This window comes from Clostridium neonatale (assembly GCF_900465025.1).
In the GTDB taxonomy this organism is placed as follows: domain Bacteria; phylum Bacillota; class Clostridia; order Clostridiales; family Clostridiaceae; genus Clostridium; species Clostridium neonatale.
This window is the reverse complement of record NZ_UICR01000001.1, coordinates 1,377,906-1,399,125: the sequence shown is the minus strand read 5'-3', so window position 1 is coordinate 1,399,125 and position 21,220 is coordinate 1,377,906. Positions and strand designations below refer to the sequence as shown.

17 protein-coding genes and 1 pseudogene are annotated in these 21,220 nt (G+C 28.7%); 8 read left to right on the top strand and 10 right to left on the bottom strand.

The features are described from left to right. Positions 1–18 precede the first annotated feature (18 nt). Positions 19–204, top strand: coding sequence for a hypothetical protein (locus CNEONATNEC86_RS06320; RefSeq protein WP_125149192.1), 186 nt, complete (start codon positions 19–21; stop codon positions 202–204). A 506-nt stretch (positions 205–710) separates the two neighbouring features. Here the strand turns inward: CNEONATNEC86_RS06320 and CNEONATNEC86_RS06315 are convergent. Together CNEONATNEC86_RS06315 and CNEONATNEC86_RS06310 are read right to left on the bottom strand one after the other, a co-directional pair. Further along, complete coding sequence (locus CNEONATNEC86_RS06315; protein ID WP_159135709.1) at positions 711–2,633, bottom strand: sucrose-specific PTS transporter subunit IIBC; 1,923 nt, start codon at positions 2,631–2,633, stop codon at positions 711–713. Continuing rightward, positions 2,623–4,029, bottom strand: coding sequence for a glycoside hydrolase family protein (locus tag CNEONATNEC86_RS06310; RefSeq protein ID WP_159135708.1), 1,407 nt, complete (start codon positions 4,027–4,029; stop codon positions 2,623–2,625). The genes CNEONATNEC86_RS06315 and CNEONATNEC86_RS06310 overlap by 11 nt, the downstream gene beginning before the upstream one ends. Before the next feature lie 141 nt (positions 4,030–4,170). On the opposite strand from CNEONATNEC86_RS06310, the gene CNEONATNEC86_RS06305 reads away from it, so the two are divergent. Together CNEONATNEC86_RS06305 and CNEONATNEC86_RS22010 are read left to right on the top strand one after the other, a co-directional pair. Beyond that, positions 4,171–5,166 (top strand): LacI family DNA-binding transcriptional regulator, encoded by a 996-nt coding sequence (locus CNEONATNEC86_RS06305; protein WP_326998572.1) that lies wholly within the window; start codon positions 4,171–4,173, stop codon positions 5,164–5,166. A 408-nt stretch (positions 5,167–5,574) separates the two neighbouring features. After that, positions 5,575–6,352 (top strand): annotated as a pseudogene (locus CNEONATNEC86_RS22010) (IS256 family transposase); the annotation flags it as partial. A gap of 236 nt (positions 6,353–6,588) precedes the next feature. Here CNEONATNEC86_RS22010 and CNEONATNEC86_RS21465 read toward each other — a convergent pair. From CNEONATNEC86_RS21465 to CNEONATNEC86_RS06285, 3 genes are all read right to left on the bottom strand, one after another. Then, positions 6,589–6,885 (bottom strand): hypothetical protein, encoded by a 297-nt coding sequence (locus CNEONATNEC86_RS21465; RefSeq protein ID WP_230132175.1) that lies wholly within the window; start codon positions 6,883–6,885, stop codon positions 6,589–6,591. 424 nt (positions 6,886–7,309) lie between these two features. After that, a complete protein-coding gene (locus CNEONATNEC86_RS06290; protein ID WP_159115869.1) occupies positions 7,310–8,239 on the bottom strand; it encodes an exonuclease domain-containing protein in 930 nt (309 codons plus the stop codon). 256 nt (positions 8,240–8,495) lie between these two features. Further along, on the bottom strand, positions 8,496–10,064 hold the full coding sequence (locus CNEONATNEC86_RS06285; RefSeq protein WP_159115868.1) for a family 20 glycosylhydrolase: 1,569 nt from the start codon (positions 10,062–10,064) through the stop codon (positions 8,496–8,498). A gap of 251 nt (positions 10,065–10,315) precedes the next feature. Here CNEONATNEC86_RS06285 and pknB point away from each other — a divergent pair, with 251 nt between their 5' ends. Together pknB and gltS are read left to right on the top strand one after the other, a co-directional pair. Next, on the top strand, positions 10,316–11,959 hold the full coding sequence (gene pknB, locus CNEONATNEC86_RS06280) for a Stk1 family PASTA domain-containing Ser/Thr kinase (protein ID WP_159115867.1): 1,644 nt from the start codon (positions 10,316–10,318) through the stop codon (positions 11,957–11,959). Between the two features lie 152 nt (positions 11,960–12,111). Next, positions 12,112–13,314 (top strand): sodium/glutamate symporter, encoded by a 1,203-nt coding sequence (gene gltS, locus CNEONATNEC86_RS06275; protein ID WP_058294420.1) that lies wholly within the window; start codon positions 12,112–12,114, stop codon positions 13,312–13,314. 60 nt (positions 13,315–13,374) lie between these two features. Here gltS and CNEONATNEC86_RS06270 read toward each other — a convergent pair whose 3' ends face one another. From CNEONATNEC86_RS06270 to CNEONATNEC86_RS06255, 4 genes are all read right to left on the bottom strand, one after another. Then, on the bottom strand, positions 13,375–15,468 hold the full coding sequence (locus CNEONATNEC86_RS06270) for a glutamine synthetase III family protein (protein ID WP_058294419.1): 2,094 nt from the start codon (positions 15,466–15,468) through the stop codon (positions 13,375–13,377). Positions 15,469–15,877: 409 nt separating this feature from the next. Beyond that, the gene (locus CNEONATNEC86_RS06265; RefSeq protein ID WP_125149196.1) at positions 15,878–16,564 is read right to left on the bottom strand and encodes a YjjG family noncanonical pyrimidine nucleotidase; all 687 of its coding nucleotides are present in this window, start codon (positions 16,562–16,564) and stop codon (positions 15,878–15,880) included. Positions 16,565–16,889: 325 nt separating this feature from the next. Beyond that, positions 16,890–17,177: a YciI family protein gene (locus tag CNEONATNEC86_RS06260; protein ID WP_159135707.1), complete on the bottom strand. Its 288-nt coding sequence runs from the start codon at positions 17,175–17,177 to the stop codon at positions 16,890–16,892. Between the two features lie 283 nt (positions 17,178–17,460). Beyond that, positions 17,461–17,967, bottom strand: coding sequence for a kinase (locus CNEONATNEC86_RS06255; protein ID WP_125149197.1), 507 nt, complete (start codon positions 17,965–17,967; stop codon positions 17,461–17,463). A gap of 318 nt (positions 17,968–18,285) precedes the next feature. Between CNEONATNEC86_RS06255 and CNEONATNEC86_RS06250 the strand changes: the two genes are divergently transcribed. Beyond that, positions 18,286–18,666 carry a hypothetical protein gene (locus CNEONATNEC86_RS06250; protein ID WP_230132176.1) on the top strand — a complete coding sequence of 127 codons (381 nt, stop codon included), beginning with the start codon at positions 18,286–18,288 and terminating at the stop codon, positions 18,664–18,666. A gap of 295 nt (positions 18,667–18,961) precedes the next feature. After that, the gene (locus CNEONATNEC86_RS06245) at positions 18,962–19,690 is read left to right on the top strand and encodes a 3'-5' exonuclease (protein WP_159115865.1); all 729 of its coding nucleotides are present in this window, start codon (positions 18,962–18,964) and stop codon (positions 19,688–19,690) included. A 109-nt stretch (positions 19,691–19,799) separates the two neighbouring features. Here the strand turns inward: CNEONATNEC86_RS06245 and CNEONATNEC86_RS06240 are convergent, their stop codons facing one another. Further along, a complete protein-coding gene (locus CNEONATNEC86_RS06240; RefSeq protein ID WP_058294413.1) occupies positions 19,800–20,405 on the bottom strand; it encodes a 50S ribosomal protein L25 in 606 nt (201 codons plus the stop codon). 404 nt (positions 20,406–20,809) lie between these two features. On the opposite strand from CNEONATNEC86_RS06240, the gene CNEONATNEC86_RS06235 reads away from it, so the two are divergent. Further along, complete coding sequence (locus CNEONATNEC86_RS06235) at positions 20,810–21,208, top strand: hypothetical protein (RefSeq protein WP_058294412.1); 399 nt, start codon at positions 20,810–20,812, stop codon at positions 21,206–21,208. Positions 21,209–21,220 lie beyond the last annotated feature (12 nt).

Sequence of the window (21,220 nt, the reverse complement as noted above, 5' to 3'; positions counted from 1 at the left end):
TAGAACTTTAATTAAATCTTGCTAACTGCTGAAAAATACAATTACGATCTTGCAGTATGTACAGCTGAAGATTCAGATGATATATGGTATTTAGCCACTAATATGAATAGTAAATATGCTGTAATTAAATATAAAAAAAGATTTATTATAGAAGAAATGTTTCGAGATTTAAAATCTAATGGATTTAACATAGAGGATACATAGACAGTATATAGTATATTTTAAAACTCTATATTTATGTGTAAGTATGGCATATACATGAATGATACTATTAGAAGCAGATTGCTCTAAAAATAAAAAAGTACAAGATCAGATTTGATTTTGTATTTTATGACATATAATTTATTTAACTGTGAAATAATGTCGTTGAATGTTCAAAGGGTACGTATATCTATTTTTATTTCAATAAATTTCATATTTATAAATATATATATGATTCTAATGTTTTTATTTTATTAATTATCATTATAATTATAATAAAATATATAAATTACTTAGAAAATAAGCATATTTAATACAAAGAACTGTATATAAGCCAGGAGTATAGCTATCACTTAACGTTTCTTTGCACAAAATTTTTAATTGATTTTATAAATAAATTATAAAATGTAATTAGAAAAAACGAAAAATATATACTTATCGTGTATAAATTCATACTCAAAAAAGGTAATAACAAAATAAGTTTGTTACTACCTCTTCTTACATTTCCATTAATATCGATTATTTTTTTTAACTTTTATAACTTCGTTATATTTATTAGCATATTCATTTGGATAAACTTCTATATTTAAATTTTCATTCTGTGCTAATACCATCATTGTTTGAGTACTATATCCGGAGTTTTTTATTATGTCTAAATTTACATTTAAAAGTTTATCATGTGCCTTAACAATATCGCCTTCTTGTATGTAGCTTTCAAATCCATTTCCTTCTAATTTAACTGTATCGATACCAATATGAATTAAAATTTCTAATCCATCAGGTGTTGTAATACCTAAGGCATGTCTAGTAGGATAGATGAATTCGATTGTGCCATCACAAGGCGCATATACATTTCCATCGATGGGTTCGACGACTATTCCCGATCCTAGTGCCTTAGATGCAAATACCTTATCTTTAGATTTCTCTATTGGAAGTACCTTTCCATCCATACAAGATGTTAATGAAGTAGTAACTGATGATGAAAAAGCCAAATCGTTTTTAACTTCATTTTCATTAATTGTTTTTTTACTCTCTTCATCTAATCCGAATTTTTTCCAAAATATAATGGTAAGTATGAACGCAACAACGACTGAAATGATAATTCCTATTATAAAATTAAAATAAGATTCAGGTCGCATCGATATGATTCCAATCAATCCTGCGGCGCCTAATGACTGTGCCAATGTTTTTGTTAATGCAAGATATGCGCTACCACAAGCAGAAGCAATTATTGCTGCATAGAATGGATATTTTAACTTTAAAGTAACTCCAAACATTGCAGGTTCAGTAATTCCTAATAAAGCAGTAATCCCTGAAGCAGAGCATGTTGACTTCATCTTCTCGTCTTTTGTCATAAATAAAACCGCTAAAACAGCCGCCCCTTGTGCCACATTGTTCATAGACGCTGTTGCAAAGATAAAACTTCCACCGGTTATTTCTTTTGCAGCCAGTAACTGTGTTTCGACAGCAATAAAACTATGGTGCATACCAGTTAATGTAATAGGAGCATATAATAAACCAAATATTCCTCCACCTAAAACACCTAAAGTATTGTATATCCACATTATTCCAGTTGTCAATATATTACCTGCTCCTCGTAAAACAGGACCTACTCCAATAAATGTCAAAAAGCCAGTTATCAATATAGATAGAAGTGGAGTTGTTAAATTATCCAACCAAGATGGTGTCACTTTATGCAATTTCATCTCTAATTTTGCAAGAATCCAAGAAATTGCTAATACAGGCAATACTGTTCCTTGATATCCTACTGCATCTATATGTAAACCAAATAAATTCCAAAAAGGAATTTTTACCCCTGTTCCAACAGAATATGCATTAAGTAAATCTGTAGATACCATAATCATTCCCATCGTTGCTCCTAAGAATGAATTTCCTCCAAACTTTTTAGTAGCAGAAAATCCAATTAACACAGGTAAAAATGAAAATGCTGCACCTGAAAACGTATTTATCATACTTGCTAATCCTGAAATTTGTGGATATAAACTGATAATTGATTGAGTTCCATTTTGAAAAAAATTAGCAGCGAGTATATTACCTAATCCCATCAAAAGCCCACAAGCTGTAATAGCAGGAATAATCGGAACAAATATATCACTTAATATTTTTACACTCTTTTGAAATATATTCCCTTCATTTTTTTCTTCAACTGATATTTCAGTTGTCAAATTTAATTGTTTTTGTATTTCTTGGCAAACAAGATTAACAGTACCAGATCCAATAATTATTTGAAACTGATCTGCCGTCATAAACATTCCTTTTACAGTTTCTATATTTTCTAATTCAGTCTCATTTCTTTTATTATAATCATTCAAAACAAATCTAAGTCTAGTTGCACAATGTGCAACTGACAAAACATTTTCTTTTCCACCTACAGATTCGATAATTTTTGAAGCTATAAATTTATAATCCATATTTACCCTTCTCTCTAATTCTACCGATTTTCATATTTTTCGTATATAAGCTTCCATTTGTAACACTTAAACTTAACAACATACCTGGCTTATTATACATTCTTGCAGTTAGAGCAATCCCATCAATATATAAAACTGCTATATCATCATCTACAATTAGTTTTAATTCATATTCAATTCCTGCTTTTAAGTTTATCGGACGCTCCAACCCCTTTGACATATATTGGTACCATGGCCAATTAGGAGTTTTATCAAAATAAATTTTTTTCTCTGCTAGAGAAATACGATATTCATATGCTTCTTCTAATTCATTTTCATATAGATATAACGAAATATATCTCGTTTCATCACTAAAGGTAAATGTAGTTTCAAATCGAAAACATTCCCCAGTGTTTTGAACAATAACCTTTTCTACATTTCCATCCACTTTATTTAAATCAATATCATTTAATTTTTCTTCATCGTTAAAAACTTCCCATATAGATTCTAATGGCTTAAAACCTAGTGTTTTATCTTCTTTTTGATAAACTTCTTGCGGAACAAAAGTTCCCCCCCATTCATAATTACCTAAATCATTATCATTTTCCTTTGTTGGTACCCAACCAAAGAAGATTCTCTTTTTTCCATCAGTTGAAGTTCTTCCAGCATAATAAGCTCTACCATCAAATGCATCATCTTCAGGTGCAAGCCAAGGACCATCAAGACTTTTACTCATGCGATAAATCATTTTATTTTTCTCACTAAATTCAGAAACAATTAAATACCACCAGTCTCCAATTTTAAAAATATCAGGCATTTCCAACATTGTAAATAAATGCGGATACCAAAAGTCTCCTTTAAAATCCCATTTTTCCAAATCTTTGCTTGTAAACGATACTAGGCGTCCTGTCTTTTTTCTGTTATCTCCAGGTTCTCTTGCGCCTAGTACTAATAGATATTCCTGTTTATCTTCATTCCATAAAATATATGGATCTCTCCAAGCATAAACATCATATCCTTCCTGTGGTGCAATTTGATCTGTAATGCCTTTCTTTTCCCAATTCACAAGATCATCACTTGTTGCTTTCATTAATTTTTGTGATGGAATACCCTTGCTTTTAAAAATTTTATTTGCACCAGTATAAAAAGCCGTATATTTATTTTTAGAAGTTTCGTATATACTTCCTGCATAAATATATTGATCTTGTTCATCATTTCTTCCGTGTTCTATAACTGTTCCATAATCTTTGTAATTTAAGAAATCTGTTGTTGTTGCCAAAGACCATCCAAATGGTTCACCCATTGGGCCAGGATTCCTAGTATCCCTTTGATGATACAAATAGAAAGTTCCATCCTTACAATAAGGCATACAATCTCCAAACCAATACCCTTCTGGCTGGTAAAATATTTTATACATATCTCTCGCTCCTCCTCTTTTTTGAAACCGGTTTTACTTGATTTTATACCATAATTTCATACTTGTCAATAACAAAAAAATAATATAGTGAAATCGGTCTTAAATTGATTTAAGATAAATAATATGCTATAATATTTTTAAATATGTAGGAGGAAACACATGATTACAATTAATGATATAGCTAAAATGGCAAATGTATCAAAAAGTACAGTATCTCGTTATTTAAACGGTAAAAATATTAAACCTTTAGCGAAAGAGAGAATTGAGCAAGCAATTAAAGAAACTGGTTATAAACCCAACTCTTTTGCCCAAAGTCTTAAAGCTCACCAAACAAATTTAATCGGTATTGTTGTTAGTAAATTAGATTCATATGCTGTTACGCAAAGTCTTCAAGGAATTGACAATGAATTGAAAAAGAGTGGATACCAAACACTTATTACAAATACTTATCAGGATATAAATAATGAAATTCAAGGACTATATACTTTTGAGAAGCAAAAAGTTGCAGGAATTATTATATTTGGTACTATTATAACTTCTTCACACATTAAAGCTTTTTCTCAAATTTCATGTCCTATTGTTATGATATCCCAAAAAAGTGAACATGTTCATTGCGTTTATCATGATGACTACGGAGCTGGAACACAAATAGGAAATTATATTGCTGCTTTAAATCATAAAAAAGTTTTATACTTTGGGGCAAACGAAGATGATGTAGCTATTGGAATCAAGAGAAAAAAAGGAGTTACTGATGCATTAACAAAAGCTGGTGTTTGTTTTGAATGTATTACAACCACATTAATGATTGAAGATGCTTGTGCAACAGCATTGAAAGTTCTTCCAACTACTAAAGCAACATATATCGTTTGTGCTACAGATCAAATTGCTGTTGGTGTTATGAAAGCAATTAGAATACTTAATAAAGATATACCGAAAGACTTTTCAATATCCGGATTTGGTGGCGATGAAATAGGTGACGCTATCCACCCTACATTAACAACTGTAAAATATCATTATATTGAAGCCGGACGTCAAACAGCAAAACAATTAAAAAAAATACTTAAGAATAGAGAAGTTGACAAAATGCTATGTTTAGAAAATGATTTGCTTATTCGAAATTCTACCAATTCATTATAAATCTATAATGAATTGATCAAATTAAAATAAAAACTAAATAATACTGTAGACATATTAAATTTAAACACTAAAACAATCACAATATCGATTAATGAAATTTTACATGCATAGAAGAAAACACGATATTTGATTAATACTGGATAGTTAAAAAGTCCTATAAGAAGTTAGCTCTTTTAAGTAAATTTATGATGATTATATTCCTGCATTTATTGGCATTTAAATAATAACACAGTATAATCCACTATGGATTTTATTGCTTCAATTTCATTTTAACAAGTGGCTCTGTAAAAAATTTTGTGTAAACTGAATAAAAACGACTCTTTCTTGGCAATAATTGAGATAACAAATTATTACAAGAAGGAGTTTTTTTATATGGGAAACGTCTCGAAATAATTATTAAGATAATATATCAAAGAACAGAATTTTAGCAGTGCTGATAATATGATATATTAGTAGGTTTAAAAGAAATGTTTAGGGATATATTGCAAGAATCATTGGAAGCTGAAATGGATGAGGCATTAGGTTATGGAAAATATAATACTATGGATAAAAATAATGATAATAGCCGAAATGGATATTCGAAAAAAACTGTAAAAACAGAACTTACCCCTGTACAAATTAATATACCAAGATATAGAAATGGTGATTTTGAACCTAAAATAGTACCAAATCATCAACGTTCCGTTAATGGAATAGAAGATAAAATTCTAGACCTTTGCAACAGGAATAACAACTAGAGATATTTCAGAGCAGATAAGAGAATTATATGGAGTTGATATAAGTGCAGAAACTGTGTCAAATATAACTAATAGAATTTAGAATGGCAAAACAGACCATTAGAAAAGACATATTCATCTATATTATGGATGCTATACACTATAAAGTAAGAGAAGATAAACAAATTATAGTTAAAGCTGCTTATGTGGTAATAGGAGTAAATATGGATGGTGAAAAAGAAGTTTTAGGAATATAGATAAGTGCTAATGAAAGTAGTAAGCTTTGATTATCTGTTTTAAATGACCTAAAAAATATGGGTATTCAAAATGTGCTAATATTTTCTGTTGATGGCTTAAATGGCTTCAAAGAAGCTATTGTCGCTACATTTCCATTTGCGAAAATACAAAGATGCATAATACATCAAATAACATCTAGTATGAAGTATATTCCTTATAAAGACATGAAAGCCCTGACTTACGAACAGTTATTTGTATTAAGCATCTTGTTTTTCTGAATAATGCATACATTCCATCATGATTACAATGGAAATTAATGAAATAAGAACATTATAACTATAAACAAGCGAAAATGCAAACAAATATTTCCAGCCAAATAACCAAAGAGAGACTTATGCAGCATTAAAAAGCTCTAAAATGGCATCAAGAGGCTCTCCAAATTGAGTTTTTCATAAATGAAAGTATTTTTTTAACCATTAATTTCCATTTCAATAGAATTAAATTTATGAGATACTGTTTCAAGTACGGAATATGCTATTCCTGTAGAATAGAACTCCATCTCCTCAATTTTAATGATTTGATTCACAATTCGATTTATAATAATCTTATTATTCCGCAAATTAACTTCATTAATAGTTTTTTTGTATACATACTGAAGTAAGCTATCACTCTCTCTATTTGTACTTTTCTTATTTAAATTTGGATACGTATCTTCTTTTCCAAGTATTCTTTTCTCATTACATTCCGAATACAGCACTTTTTTCAATTCTTGATAACTTAGGACATTCAGCTTTTTACGCAAACGAATAATGGTAGATTTACTTGTAAAAGTTACCCTCCCTAATTACTCACTAGTCATTTTTTGAAATTCATTTGAATGATTTAATATAAATTCAGAAATAATTTTTTCACTCTCTGTAAAATTTCTACCTATTCTCAATTCCTCGATCACCATATCATGTACTCTTCTTTCTTTATTTTCTTATTTATTTCTATTATATATTCAATTATATTAACATTAATGTGTAAATTTATTAACTTTCCCTTGATATAAAAAAAGATAAACCTACTCCGTCTGAACTTGGCTCTCCTCCATTGCTTAGGTACATTATTAAGTTATAGTAAATACCTTTTTTCAAACCAGGTTTGAACTCTACATCTTGCATCTTATCTATTACTAAACCATAAATTTATTCCTGATGAATTTTAAATCTATTTAAAAACTCTTCTTCACTTAAAAAAAGTATATTTTGCCCCCTTACTCTTAAATCCACAGCTTTTCTAAGTTTATTACTCATTTCATCTCTGCTTAAGTCATCTATATTTTGCATGTTAGTAACAAGAATTGTTGTCTTCTTAGTTACAGAACTTCCACAAGTTCCTCCAAGCCTTCTTACAAATCTCATGGCTTCATCTCTTGCCATGGATGCAAGTCCTCCTGTAAATACAACAACTTCATCTTTAAATGCATCATAATCAAGTTGTTCTCTTATGTCATTTTTAGCAGGCTGTCTATTAGAAAATCTGAATATTCTTCCTCTAGATGAAGATGGCTTATATCCTTCATTGTCAACGCTTCCTAATGTCACACCTAAAAGCTTACATATTTCATTAATATCTTTACATTCTAACTCATCAGATATATTAAGAAGTATATTACTGCAAGCAAGAGCATCATAAAGAGCATCATGGTGTATGAACTCATATCCCAAAAATTTATTTACTGTATTTAATTTTGCATTATCAATATTTCTATAAAAGTTCCTTGAAAGTTTCATTGTACATATGTAATTAAATTTAGGCATTTCTATTTTATAAAGTTCTAATGTTTTTCTAAGTACAGATATATCAAATGCAGCATTATGCGCTATTACTAAATTATCATCAAAGTAATGCTTTATCTTATTCCATACTTCCTCAAATTCCAATTCATTTTCAACCATCTTAGGACGTATCCCATGAATACCGATATTAATTGGCATAAATCTCATTTCTTTAGGCTTTATTAAATGATGTACCTTTTCTACTACATTACCATTTTTAACTTCAACAATACCTATTGAACATGGACTATTTCTTTTTTCATTTGCTGTCTCAAAATCTATAGCTATAAAATTCATTTGTTTTCTCCCACAATAATTTTAATTAATTCTTGGTTATTTATTATTTCTTTTCAGCTACACTATAGTATCTAATCTTTAATTATATAAATAACTTCTTTATTATAAATGGTATAGTCTAAAATTCAAGCTATATCTTCTTAAATTATAATCAGTTTATAAAATTTATCATAAAATGCTGGTGCAAAATGATAATAATATCACTCTGCACCAGCACTTCTAAGTTTACATTATATTCTATTTTTTATTCATATGTTTAGCCTTTATAATAATTAACCCCTTCAATTTTCAATCTTTCTTCTGCTTTTTTCAATCTATTTTTATATTCATTCCAATTTCTATTACTTTTAGGAGTCCACCCTATTTCAGCATAACCTAATAATCTTGGATATATCATATAATCCATTGCCTGCACATTTGGAATAAATTCAGTCCAAAGTGGTGCTTCTATTCCTTGTATAAGATTTTTAGGTGCAAAATCTGTAAGATCAAAATCATATGCAGTTTTCACATCAATATATCCTGCCCAATCTGTTCCATAAGGAGTATCTTTATTATATTTCATATCTAAATATGTCTTTTTAGCAATAGAAATTATAATTTTCATCTGCTTTTTCACAGCTGCTTCATTTGAATCCTTCCAGTTTTGCAGTATTACACTAGAGTTTATTTCTGGAGAAGTATCAATGGGATCCCATCCTATTGGTGTTTTATTATACTTTTCTGCAATTTTAGCAACTCTTCCTACAAAATAATCATAATCAGCTTTTGGAGTACTATCTGCTTCATCCCCGCCTATATGAAAATATTTTGATGGTGATATTGCAGCAGTTTCCTTAATAACATCTTCTATAAACTCATATGTTCTTTCATCATGGGTCATAAATGAACTAAATCCAACTTGAGTACCAGTATATAGTGGTTTTCTTTTGCCATCAGGATTTAAAAATCCATATGAAGCTAATGCTGCATTACAATGGCCTGGCATATCAAACTCTGGAATTATTTCTATATATCTTTCAGCTGCATATTTTACTATTTCCTTAAATTGTTCCTGAGTATAATATCCACCTGGACCACCACCTACTTCTGTACTTCCACCTATTAGTGTTAAGTCCGGATATTTCTTAATTTCAAGGCGCCATCCTTGATCATCACTAAGATGTAAATGTAATCTATTTATTTTATATTGTGACGCAAAATCTATTTGGCGTTTTATATCATCTACAGTAAAAAATCTTCTTGCCACATCTATCATAAATCCTCTATGTTCATGCTCTGGCTTATCATTTATTATAGATGCAGGAACAATCCATTTTATATTTTTTACTACTGCTTTCTTTTCAATATCAGATGGAAGCAAAGCTATTAAACTTTGAATTGCTCTAAATATTCCTTCTGGCTTATATCCTATAATTTCTATCTTTTGTGGTGTTACTACAAGTTCATAACCTTCATTTCCCTGCTCTTCACTTGAATTTAATGTTGTTAGAAATATACTATTATCAGGTACATTATCGCCTTCAATTATTTTTAATTGAAATCCAGTAGGTATGCTTAGTTTGTCTCTCATATACTGAGCAATTTTAATTATTTCTTCAGTTTCCTCCTTTGTTCTTCCTTTTACATAAATTACAGTATCACTTGAAATTACAAACTCTCCCTTACCACTTTCATAACTTAAAGGCTTTGGAATAATATTATTTTTATTGTTAAAAAATGAAGCTGCATTTGCACTATTTTCATTATTTATCATAAGAGAAAAAGTTATTATTAACATTGCTATTGCTATACTTTTTATAAATACATAATATTTCTTTGTCATTAGTTCACCTCTATAAATTATAAATTCACCTAATATTTTGTTTCCCAATTATACTGTTTAATATTCTTTTTACTTTAATTTCTATAAAAAATAAATATAACTCCAGCTATAATCTCATAAGTTTACCTGGAAGTATAAAAAATTATACAGAAAAGGAAGGCTACTTTGCCTTCCATGTTTTATATCAAATAATTTTCCACTAGATTTAATATGTTATAATACACATACTAATATTTTTTTAGGAGGACACCATGGCAAAGACATTACTTTTAAACAGATATGAGTTATTAGAGAAAATCGGTGAAGGTGGTATGGGCATTGTTTATAAAGCACGTTGTACCATATTAGATAGACTTGTAGCCATAAAAATATTAAAAACAGAATTAAATAATTCCAAAGAGTTTATACACAGGTTTAAACTTGAAGCTAATTCAATTGCAAAGTTATCACATTCAAATATAGTTAATGTTTATGATGCAGGCTCAGAAAATGATATTAATTTTATAGTTATGGAATATATAAATGGAAAAACATTAAAACAAATAATAAAAGAAAATATTAAGCTTAGCTTTTCAGAATCTTTAGATATAGCTTTTCAAATATCTAAAGCCCTTGAGTGCGCCCATAAACATAATATAATTCATCGTGATATAAAACCAGATAATATTTTAATTACTAAAGATAATATAGTAAAGCTTACAGACTTTGGAATTGCTAAAATAACTGATTCAGTTACTCTGACTTATCCAAATAAGATTATAGGGTCTGTACATTATTTTTCTCCAGAGCAGGCTAAAGGCAAGCTAGTTGACTACAGGACTGATATATATTCTCTTGGAATTGTCATGTATGAAATGATTACTGGTAAAGTTCCTTTTAAGGCAGAGCTCCCTATTTCTGTAGCAATGATGCATATTCAAGAACCTGTTACTCCACCAATAGAAATATTTTCTAGTATACCTGAAAATCTAAATAAAGTGATTTTAAAAACTCTAGAAAAAGATCCTATTAATAGATTTCAAACTGCCAAAGAGCTTTCGCATATTTTAAATTTAATTAAGGAAAATTCAAAATACAAATTCTCATTTAAAAATAAATCATTTAATGATACAACTATTGTTATGGAAAATAAATCATTTAATGATTCGAATATTATGCTGGAATCTGATACATCATTATGTGATAGTAAGATTGATTCTACTGATATTACGACTAAAGCATGTGACCAAGAAACATTACTATTAAAGAAGGATAAAAATAATAAAGCTCTAAATAGCAATTCTAAGAAAAATAAAAAGATAATCTTAATATCAACGATGCTTGTTTCTGCAATATTTATAGGTGCTTTATGTAGATATACTTTAAAAGAATCTTCTAAAAATGTAGATGTACCAAGTTTTGAAAATACAGACATACCTGATTCTGAAATTATAGTTAATGAAATATCTGAAGAGAATAATGATTCACTAGAAGAAAACAATATACCTGTACCTTCGCTTATTGGAAATACTCAAGATATTGCAGAAAAGATTATAATCAGTAATGGATTTTTACTTGGTAATATAACACAAGAATATAGTAATACTATTCCTAAAGATATAATTATTAGTCAGTCACCTTTATCAAATACGTTATATGAGAAAAATACCAAAATTAATTTGGTTATAAGCCTTGGTGAAAAAATTACTGAGCCAGTAGTAGAAGTAAACGAATATGAGAAAGTTACCGATGTTATAAATAATAGTAATACAGGAAACAATAGAAACGGCAATGGTAACGGAAAAGAAAAAGGAAATGGCAATAATAATGGTAACAGCAATGGTAATAATAATGGTAATGGAAATGCCAACGGCAAAGGTAACGAAAAATCCAATAAAAAAGAAAAAGAAAAATAGCATATTTTTAAGTTATATTACATTAATAATTCTAAAAAGAGCTTATAAAATTTATAATAATTTAGAAGTTTTAATGTAAATTAATATTTTTATATTATTTTATACATACTAAGTTATAGAAATAATTTACTAAAGGAAGGACAATATTCTATATGGAATTTAATTTAGACATCTATCTTACAATGGCTTTAGTTTCTATTGTATTTTATATCGGTAAATATATAAGAAATAAAATTTCATTACTTTCAAAGTACTGCATACCTCCATCTGTTGTTGGCGGCTTTGTATTCGCTCTGCTAATACTTATATTTTATATTACTGGCATAGCTTCAATAAATTTAGATACAACTTTGCAGAATATATTTATGACAGCATTTTTCACCAGTATAGGTTTTACAGCAAGCTTTAAGGTCTTAAAAGAAGGTGGCATAAAAGTAGTAACATTTCTTATTCTTGCAGTGCTCCTTGTTATCGCGCAGAATGTTGTTGGAGTAATTTTTGCATTTATTTTTAAACTGCCACCATTACTTGGACTTTGTACAGCATCAATCCCTATGATAGGCGGCCATGGAACTGCTGGTTCATTTGGACCTATGCTTGAAGAAATGGGCATTAATGGTGCTACTACAGTTTCTATTGCTTCTGCAACATTTGGTCTTATAATGGGTAGCATAATTGGTGGCTTAGTTGCTAGAAGCCTAATACATAATCATAAGATAAGAACTCCACATGATGAAGATTCAAAAGAGCCTGTAGAGGAATTTGGAGATTATAATGAAGAAAATCATAATATTCTTTCTTTTAAAAAGCTGATGAATGGTGCATGCTTCTTATTTATTGCAATGGGACTTGGATCTATTGTCTCTAAGTTAATTCAAGATTTAGGCTTGACGTTTCCTTCATATATAGGTGCAATGCTGGTTGCTGCTATTATAAGAAACATCTATGACTTTAGTGGAAAACAAATTGTAGAAAAGGAAATTGAAACCTTAGGAGGATTAAGCTTATCATTCTTCTTAACAATGGCTTTAATGGGCCTTAAGCTTTGGCAACTAGCTGATTTAGCTCTACCACTTCTAATCATGCTATTTGCTCAAGTTCTTTTAGTTGGATTGTTTGCTTATTTTATAACTTATAGGGTAATGGGCAAAAATTATGAATCTGCAGTATTTTCATCTGCAATATGTGGTTTTGGAATGGGTGCTACTCCAAATGCCATTGCTAATATGGATGAATTAACAAATAGATATGGATTTGTTCACACACCATACTTTGTAGTCCCAATTGTCGGCTGCCTTTTTATTGATTTTGTAAATTCAGCTATTATCACAATATTTATAAACTTTATTAGATAATATAAAAAGATGTCTTAAGACTTAGTTAATCAGTCTTAGGACATCTTTTCTAATTATATATTAAACATTGAATAACATATCTTCGTATGTTGGCATTGGCCAGAATTCTTTATCAACTAAAGTTTCAAGCTTGTCAGCATCTTCTCTTAAAGTACTCATTTGTTCAAATACTTCGTATCTGTACATCATACCTAAATCGAAGATATCACCATCAAAGCTATCAGCTTTTGCAACTACTTCTTCAAGAATTCCAATATTCTTCTTTAATGAAGCTGTTAAAGTTGATACTTCTTTTAATAAATCAGCTTGAGCTGATACGTCAACGCCTAATCCTGTAGCATTTATTGTGTTAATTGATCCTGCAAGACTTGTAGCAAATTTAATTACTGCAGGTAATATTTGACGTTTTGCCATTTCAAGTGTTGTTAAAGCTTCTATATTTATAATCTTATTGTAATTTTCAAGAGTAATTTCATAACGTGATTCTGCTTCCACTTTTGTTAAAACTCCATGCTTTTCAAGAACAGCTTGGTTCTTTTCTGAAATCATAGCTTTAGCAGCTTCAACAGTAGACTTGATATTTGGAAGTCCTCTTCTTGCAGCTTCTTCAACCCATTCATCAGAATATCCGTTACCATTAAAGATAACTTTCTTATGATTTTTAACTATATCTGTTAATATAGCTTGAATTTCACCATTTAAGTCACTAGCTTTTTCAAGTTTATCAGCTATTTCAGATAAAGTTTCAGCAACAATTGTATTTAATACAAAGTTACATCCAGAGATTGAAGCTGAAGATGGAACCATTCTAAATTCGAATTTGTTTCCTGTAAATGCAAATGGAGATGTTCTATTTCTGTCAGTTGCATCCTTTGGAAGCGCTGGCAATGTATTAACACCAATTGTTAATGCACTTGAACACTTACTGCTTGTAGCTGGTCCTTTTTCAATTTGTTCTAATATATCTTCTAATTGATCTCCTAAGAATATTGAGATTATAGCTGGTGGCGCTTCATTAGCTCCAAGTCTATGATCATTTCCTGCATTAGCAGCTGATACTCTTAATAAATCTGGATATTCATCAACAGCTTTTATTACTGCACAAAGGAATAAAAGGAATTGTTTATTTTCATGTGGAGATGTACCTGGTTCAAGAAGGTTCATTCCATCATCAGTACCCATTGACCAGTTGTTATGCTTACCTGATCCGTTTACTCCTGCAAATGGTTTTTCATGAAGTAAGCAGTATAATCCATGTTTTTCTGCAACTTTCTTCATAACTTCCATTGTAAGTTGGTTATTGTCAGTAGCTATATTTGTTGTATTAAATATTGGAGCTAACTCGTGTTGAGCTGGAGCAACTTCGTTATGCTTAGTTTTAGCGGTAATTCCAAGTTTCCAAAGTTCTTCATCAAGCTCTTTCATAAACTCAGAAACTCTTGGTTTAATTACTCCAAAATAATGGTCTTCAAGTTCTTGTCCTTTTGAAGGTTTTGCACCAAATAATGTTCTTCCAGTTAATATTATATCTTTACGAGCATCATACATTTTCTTATCAATTAAGAAATATTCTTGTTCTGGCCCTACAGTTGTAATAACTTTTTGAGTTGTAGTATTACCCAATGCTCTTAAAACACGTAATGCTTGTTTATTTAAAGCTTCCATTGAACGTAATAGTGGAGTTTTCTTATCTAATGCTTCTCCATTGTAAGAACAAAAAGCTGTTGGAATACATAATGAACCATCTTTTATAAACGCTGGTGAAGTACAATCCCAAGCAGTATATCCTCTTGCTTCAAATGTAGCTCTAAGTCCACCTGATGGGAATGAAGATGCATCTGGCTCACCTTTAATTAATTCTTTACCTGAGAATTCTAATATAACTTTTCCATCAGATGTTGGGTTAATAAAAGCATCATGCTTTTCAGCTGTAATTCCAGTCATTGGTTGGAACCAATGAGTAAAATGTGTTGCACCTTTTTCAACTGCCCAATCTCTCATTGCAGCTGCAACAACATCAGCCACTTCAGCCTCTAAACTTGTTCCTTGTTCAATTGTCTTTTTTAAAGCTTTATAAGTAGCCTTTGGAAGACGTTCCTTCATAACTGAATCGTTAAATACATTTGATCCAAAAATTTCATTGATTTTGCTCATTAATAAAATCCCCTTTCAATTATATGCGTATATGCGATATTTATTTATATTTCTTATTTAATCAAATTTAGGCAAAGTTAAATTTTTTTCATAGAATTCAAATTAAAAAGGAGCCAAAGAAATATTCTTATATTTCTTTAGCTCCATTGCTAAAATTCGTATTCAATTAATAAATAATCTACAAAATAGATCATTTTTTTATAATTTCAAATAAAACTGCCATAGTTTTTACTTATTCAATAACCACATTATACTATGTAGGTAAGAATTGTTCAATATGCAAATTAAATTATTTTTTCATTTTTTTAGTTTTAAATCTGCAAAAGATAAAAAAATCCCAAAAACTCGGCACTTTAATAAAAAAATTTTTTTCTAGGAATTTTTTCATATTTTAAAATTATAAATGCGTTCAGCTTTCTATTATTTCAAATAATTCATCTAAAGCATGTATTTCATAAGTTGGAATTATTCCTGTGTTATTTACAGTTCCTTCTTTACAAAACCAACATGTATCTATTCCTGCAAGATTTCCACCTTTTATGTCTGAAGTAAGTGAATCCCCAATTATTAAAGTATTTGAAGGATTAAAATCATCAATATTATTCTTCACATAATCAAAAAATTCACTTGAGGGCTTATTGGCACCGATAGATTCTGATATAAATCGTTCTTCAAAGTATTTAACAAGTCCTGACCTATTCATTCTTGAGTCCTGAGTTTCCTTAATACCATTTGTTATAACATATAATCTATGATTTTTCTTTAATTCAGACAGTACCTCATGTACATTAGGCATCTCTTGTATACCTCTATTTAAATAAAATCTATATGTATTTTCGTATTCTATACCATCAACCTCTTTTCGATACATATTCATAAGCTTTGAAAATCTTGTGTACAAAACATCATCAATTGTTATTTCTCCTCTTTCAACTGCTTCCCACATTCTGTGATTCATTTTTTTGTAAGTTTCATATAGTTCTTCTGAATATTCTTCACCTTTATCTAAAATCATGCTCTTAAATGATTCTTTTTCATTTGCATCAAAATCAAGAAGTGTATTATCAACGTCAAATAATAATGTATCGTATTTCATGTATTTCTCCTATCTAATATTTGAATATCTTATATGCTATATTAATAATATCTTATATTTTTTCATTTTACTATCTTTGTATTTTCCAATTAATATTTTTAACTTACTTTATCTTTAAAATTAAAGAGCATTTTTATGAGTTACTACCTAAAATTTAAATTTTAAACATAAAAATCTCTCTTTCGAGTAACAGATTTTTATTTTTTAAATCAGTCTACTTTAAAGAGAGCATATCATTATGACTAGTACAATATTATGATTTACTATTAAATATATATTATTTCATATAATAAACATTATAATAGCCTTACTGCTAAATTAAAATTTATTCAACAAATATCTTAAAATCTTCGGTATACTTTGTTGGCTGAAATTCTACTACATCATAATTTGCAATACTATTTTTATTAAATGGATCTTCACTGATAATTTCGTTTACCTCTTCCATATTTTTTGCATTGCATAAAATGACTCCACCAGTTCTAGGATTTTTTCGCCCTGAACAGATAAATTTATTTATGGTATAGTATTTATTTAAGAATTTAATATGCTCTGCCAAATGCTTTTCAACCTCTTCCAGTGGTTTAACATAAGTTAGATTTACTATAAACATTGCCTTTTCCTCCAAATCTAAATTAGAATTTATTTATTTATTTATTTATTTATTTATTTATTGGTAAATTATGACACATACGCAATACCTATGCTATTAAATTTTCAAAAAACACTTTATTATTTAGCGAGAGGACATACATACTATATAAGTATTCTGCAGTGTTTTAAACAAAAAAATATCGCAAATCTATTCTTAATTATGAATAGTGCAATATTCTAATTTACTATTAAATCTTTAAATACATTAACATCTACAATCAACTCTACAAATTGGAATTTGTCTATTTCTCATTAATATGTTCTCTTATCATATCAACAATTGCATATTCTGTCATATCCTCATTTATCAAATGTTCAGGTATTATTTTTATATAATCTTTTTCTCTCCACCATCGTTTCATCTCTGTTTCTCCAAATTCATGTGCATTCGGTTTTGTCATATGACGAATCAATGTTTCTTTAAATGGAATATCAAAATAATATGCATATATATTGTTTTCAAACTCTTTTTTTATGACTTCAAACAGTTCTTGATACCAATCTGAATATAAAATGCCTTCCAATATAACAGTAGTACAATTTAATCTTCCATATTTAACAAGTTCCATAAGCATTCCAATTGCTTTTGTTCCTGCTTCATCTTTCACATACAACATTTCTCGCCTTATTACATCTTGTGAAATAAGTAGTGTTCCACGCCCTACTTGCCTTTGTAGCATTTTGGCAATTGTTGTTTTTCCACTTCCAGAATTTCCTCTTAATATAACTATTTTTGAGGTTTTAACCATAATATTTTCCTCCATAAATTACAATTTATCTTTTAATTAATTATAGCATATTTTGTAAATATTACACTGTTCAATTTTCAAAGAACCTCGCTTCTTATTTTTCCATATAAACTTTGATTTAATCAACCAACGATGCTTTCGCTTTTAGCAATTTAATTCAATAAAATCAGTACTACTATAACAGTACTGATTTTATTTCTGTTGTAGGATTTGGCATAATCACTCCTTATTTATTTTATAAAATCTTATCCATTAAATATATAACACGATTTTCCTCAAAGATGAATATGATGTATCTGAAAGGAGATGATTTAGAAAATGGTAATGGATAGAATTGATTATAATAATATGCGAAATTCACAAAGCGAATTCCAAAAATACTTATACTACAATGTTACTTTAATAATGTCAGATGGCGGTATATTTGATGGAATAATTGAAAATGTAGAACAAGATCGTATTGTGATGTTGGTTGGTGAGGACGTAATGGATCTAGATGATAATGAAGATACTTATGATGAAAACAGGCAGCATGGGAATGTTGGATTTAATCGTCGTCCACGAAGAAGATTTAGACGTTTTAGACGTAGATTTTTTCCATTCGCTAATGTAGTGCATTGCAATTATTACCATACATTCCTCCACATCCTTATCTTTTTTATTAAAAAATATAGAGGTTGTCGCATTAATGGTTACTAAATCCGTTAGCGACAGCTACAGTGTTATTATAAATTTATGTACTTTGTCTTTCTATAGGTTTATACTACATTACGCTTACTTATTTTCATATAGGTTATGAAATAAAAGAAAATATGTCTAATGCTAGCTTATATATATTAAATAACAGCAATTACTATAGCTGGTCATGTTATAAACGAAATAGTATACTAGTTTATATATATATATATATATATATATATATTAAATAGCAATTCCATGCTAATATGGGGTATACTATTATTTAGAATATTGATTCTAAAGGACGGTAAATGCAATGAACTATATAATATATGATTTAGAATTTAATCAGCCACTATCAAAAGATAATAGTATTTCAGATCTTACTTTTGAAATAATTCAAATTGGAGCATTAAAATTAAATGAGAATTTAGAAGTAATTTCGACTTTTAATAAATTAGTTAAACCAACTGCTTATTTAGAAATTCATCCATACATAGAAAATTTAACACAAATCTCAACTGATATGGTTATGTCACATGCACAATTCCCACATATATATAATGAATTTATAGATTTTATTGGAAATGATGAATTTGTTATGTGTGTCTGGGGTGCTGGTGATATAAAAGAACTTATAAAAAATATAAATTTTCATAAATTAAAAACATTAGATAACTTAAAAAGATATATAGATGTACAAAAACTTATGTCTAAATATATAAAGACTCCAAAGGGTACCAAAATAGGTCTTGGGTCTGCTGTTGAATTTTTTAACATTTCTCTTGAAAAAGAATTTCATGATGCTTTTAATGATGCATACTATACTGCTGAAGTATTTAAAAAGCTTTATAATCCAGAAATCAAATTTAGTATTTATGAAAATAAACCATCCAAAAGAGTTGATCTTCCTAAACGTAAACTTGATACCTTAAGGCTTTTTGCTCAAATTGAAAAAATGTATGACAGGTCATTGTCTGATGAAGAGAAGTCATTAATAAAGCTTGCTTATAATATGGGTAGAACACATCAATTTTTAAGATAAAAAAATCGTTAATGTTATAATTAAATAGCGAATAAAATATACTGTCAAAACAAAGTGCTAAAAGTTATATTAACATAACTTTTAGCACTTTGCTTTTTTAATTAAGCTTTTATTTTTCTTCTTCTTCATCTTCTGTTACTGTAACATTTCCTTCTACTTTAGCTATCACAAGATCTTCATCAACCCCTAATTCTATTCCTTCTGGAAGAGTCAAATCTTTAGCACATACCTTGTTACCATATTCCAAATTTGATGCATCAAATTCTATTTCTGCTGGAAGTTTATCTACTTCTCCATGTAATTCTATTTCATTTAAGAATGTTTCTAGTAATAATTGCTTAGACTCAAGCATTCCTTCACCAAGAAATGTTACTGGAATCTTTAATTTTATCTTTTCATCTTTTCTTACATTTTGAAAATCTATATGTATTACCTTTCCGAAATTATCTTTTTGTAATTCTTTAACAACACAATTTTCAACTTTTCCATTTAAATTTAGAGAAAACATAGAACTCTTAGGGTAAGTTAAAAGTTCATTTACATCACGTTTAGACATTTTTGCAGATGTAGATTTATGTATATCTTCACCATAAACTATGCATGGTATTTCTCCATTTCTTCTTACTTTTTTGCCTTTTTCATTTCTTTCACTAATATTAAATGCTATACTTTCCATTATAAAGCCTTCTTTCAATTTTTCATTTATTGAATTCATCTCTATTATAGTCCTCTAATTCTATTAATTCATTGTCCATTTTTTATAATATTCTACCATAGAGCACCATATTATCTAATTGAAAGCATCTATCTCCTCTAAGTTTATTTTTATGGATAATTAGCTTAAATTCCTAGTTAATTCATACTAAGCAAGTACTTTATTGAAATTTATACCATTGTGCATTTAGAACAATTTATTTTTAAAATATATCCATAAAGCTATATTAACACCAAAGATCCCATTCAAAATTTCTTAAATTCTAGTATTCTAATATTCTTAAATTCTAAAATTCCTAAGTTCTAAAATTCTTAAGAATCTTAGAATTTTTCTTCTAAAATTCCGTATTTCCAATTCTTCATGCAAATAAACATAATATAGAAAATTTAATGGAGGTCACTTAAATGAGTAAAAATAAAAAAGCTATACCAAATGACTTTGAAGTTGAGGAAAATGAATATATATGTAATTTTGACGTAGATGAAAGTTCTCTCGGGGAATGTGTTTCTGTTTTTTCTTTTGACAATAATGATTCCCCTTCTAAAAACTCTACAGCGGATATTATTTTTGATACCTCTAAAATAAGTTCAAGGATAAAACCTTTATCTAATGGTGCTACTCCTATTTTAAATGATGAAATACCAACAATTAAAAGGAGTTATACTTTAAGAGCTTCCACAATAAGAAAATTAAATGAGCTAAAAAGTCTTCACCCAGTTCTTAATATATGCGTAAGTACAATTGTAGATTCTGCTCTTGATCATTATTACACATATATAACAAAAGAAGGTGGAACTCAATAAAGGATGTGCAAA

What these genes read in the sequence shown, in the direction of transcription:
- CNEONATNEC86_RS06315 (WP_159135709.1), bottom strand. Translation starts at nt 2,633, where the DNA reads ATGGATTATAAATTTATAGCTTCAAAAATTATCGAATCTGTAGGTGGA.
- CNEONATNEC86_RS06310 (WP_159135708.1), bottom strand. Translation starts at nt 4,029, where the DNA reads ATGTATAAAATATTTTACCAGCCAGAAGGGTATTGGTTTGGAGATTGT.
- CNEONATNEC86_RS06290 (WP_159115869.1), bottom strand. Translation starts at nt 8,239, where the DNA reads ATGAATTTTATAGCTATAGATTTTGAGACAGCAAATGAAAAAAGAAAT.
- CNEONATNEC86_RS06285 (WP_159115868.1), bottom strand. Translation starts at nt 10,064, where the DNA reads ATGACAAAGAAATATTATGTATTTATAAAAAGTATAGCAATAGCAATG.
- pknB (WP_159115867.1), top strand. Translation starts at nt 10,316, where the DNA reads ATGGCAAAGACATTACTTTTAAACAGATATGAGTTATTAGAGAAAATC.
- gltS (WP_058294420.1), top strand. Translation starts at nt 12,112, where the DNA reads ATGGAATTTAATTTAGACATCTATCTTACAATGGCTTTAGTTTCTATT.
- CNEONATNEC86_RS06270 (WP_058294419.1), bottom strand. Translation starts at nt 15,468, where the DNA reads ATGAGCAAAATCAATGAAATTTTTGGATCAAATGTATTTAACGATTCA.
- CNEONATNEC86_RS06265 (WP_125149196.1), bottom strand. Translation starts at nt 16,564, where the DNA reads ATGAAATACGATACATTATTATTTGACGTTGATAATACACTTCTTGAT.
- CNEONATNEC86_RS06260 (WP_159135707.1), bottom strand. Translation starts at nt 17,177, where the DNA reads ATGTTTATAGTAAATCTAACTTATGTTAAACCACTGGAAGAGGTTGAA.
- CNEONATNEC86_RS06255 (WP_125149197.1), bottom strand. Translation starts at nt 17,967, where the DNA reads ATGGTTAAAACCTCAAAAATAGTTATATTAAGAGGAAATTCTGGAAGT.
- CNEONATNEC86_RS06250 (WP_230132176.1), top strand. Translation starts at nt 18,286, where the DNA reads ATGGTAATGGATAGAATTGATTATAATAATATGCGAAATTCACAAAGC.
- CNEONATNEC86_RS06245 (WP_159115865.1), top strand. Translation starts at nt 18,962, where the DNA reads ATGAACTATATAATATATGATTTAGAATTTAATCAGCCACTATCAAAA.
- CNEONATNEC86_RS06240 (WP_058294413.1), bottom strand. Translation starts at nt 20,405, where the DNA reads ATGAATTCAATAAATGAAAAATTGAAAGAAGGCTTTATAATGGAAAGT.
- CNEONATNEC86_RS06235 (WP_058294412.1), top strand. Translation starts at nt 20,810, where the DNA reads ATGAGTAAAAATAAAAAAGCTATACCAAATGACTTTGAAGTTGAGGAA.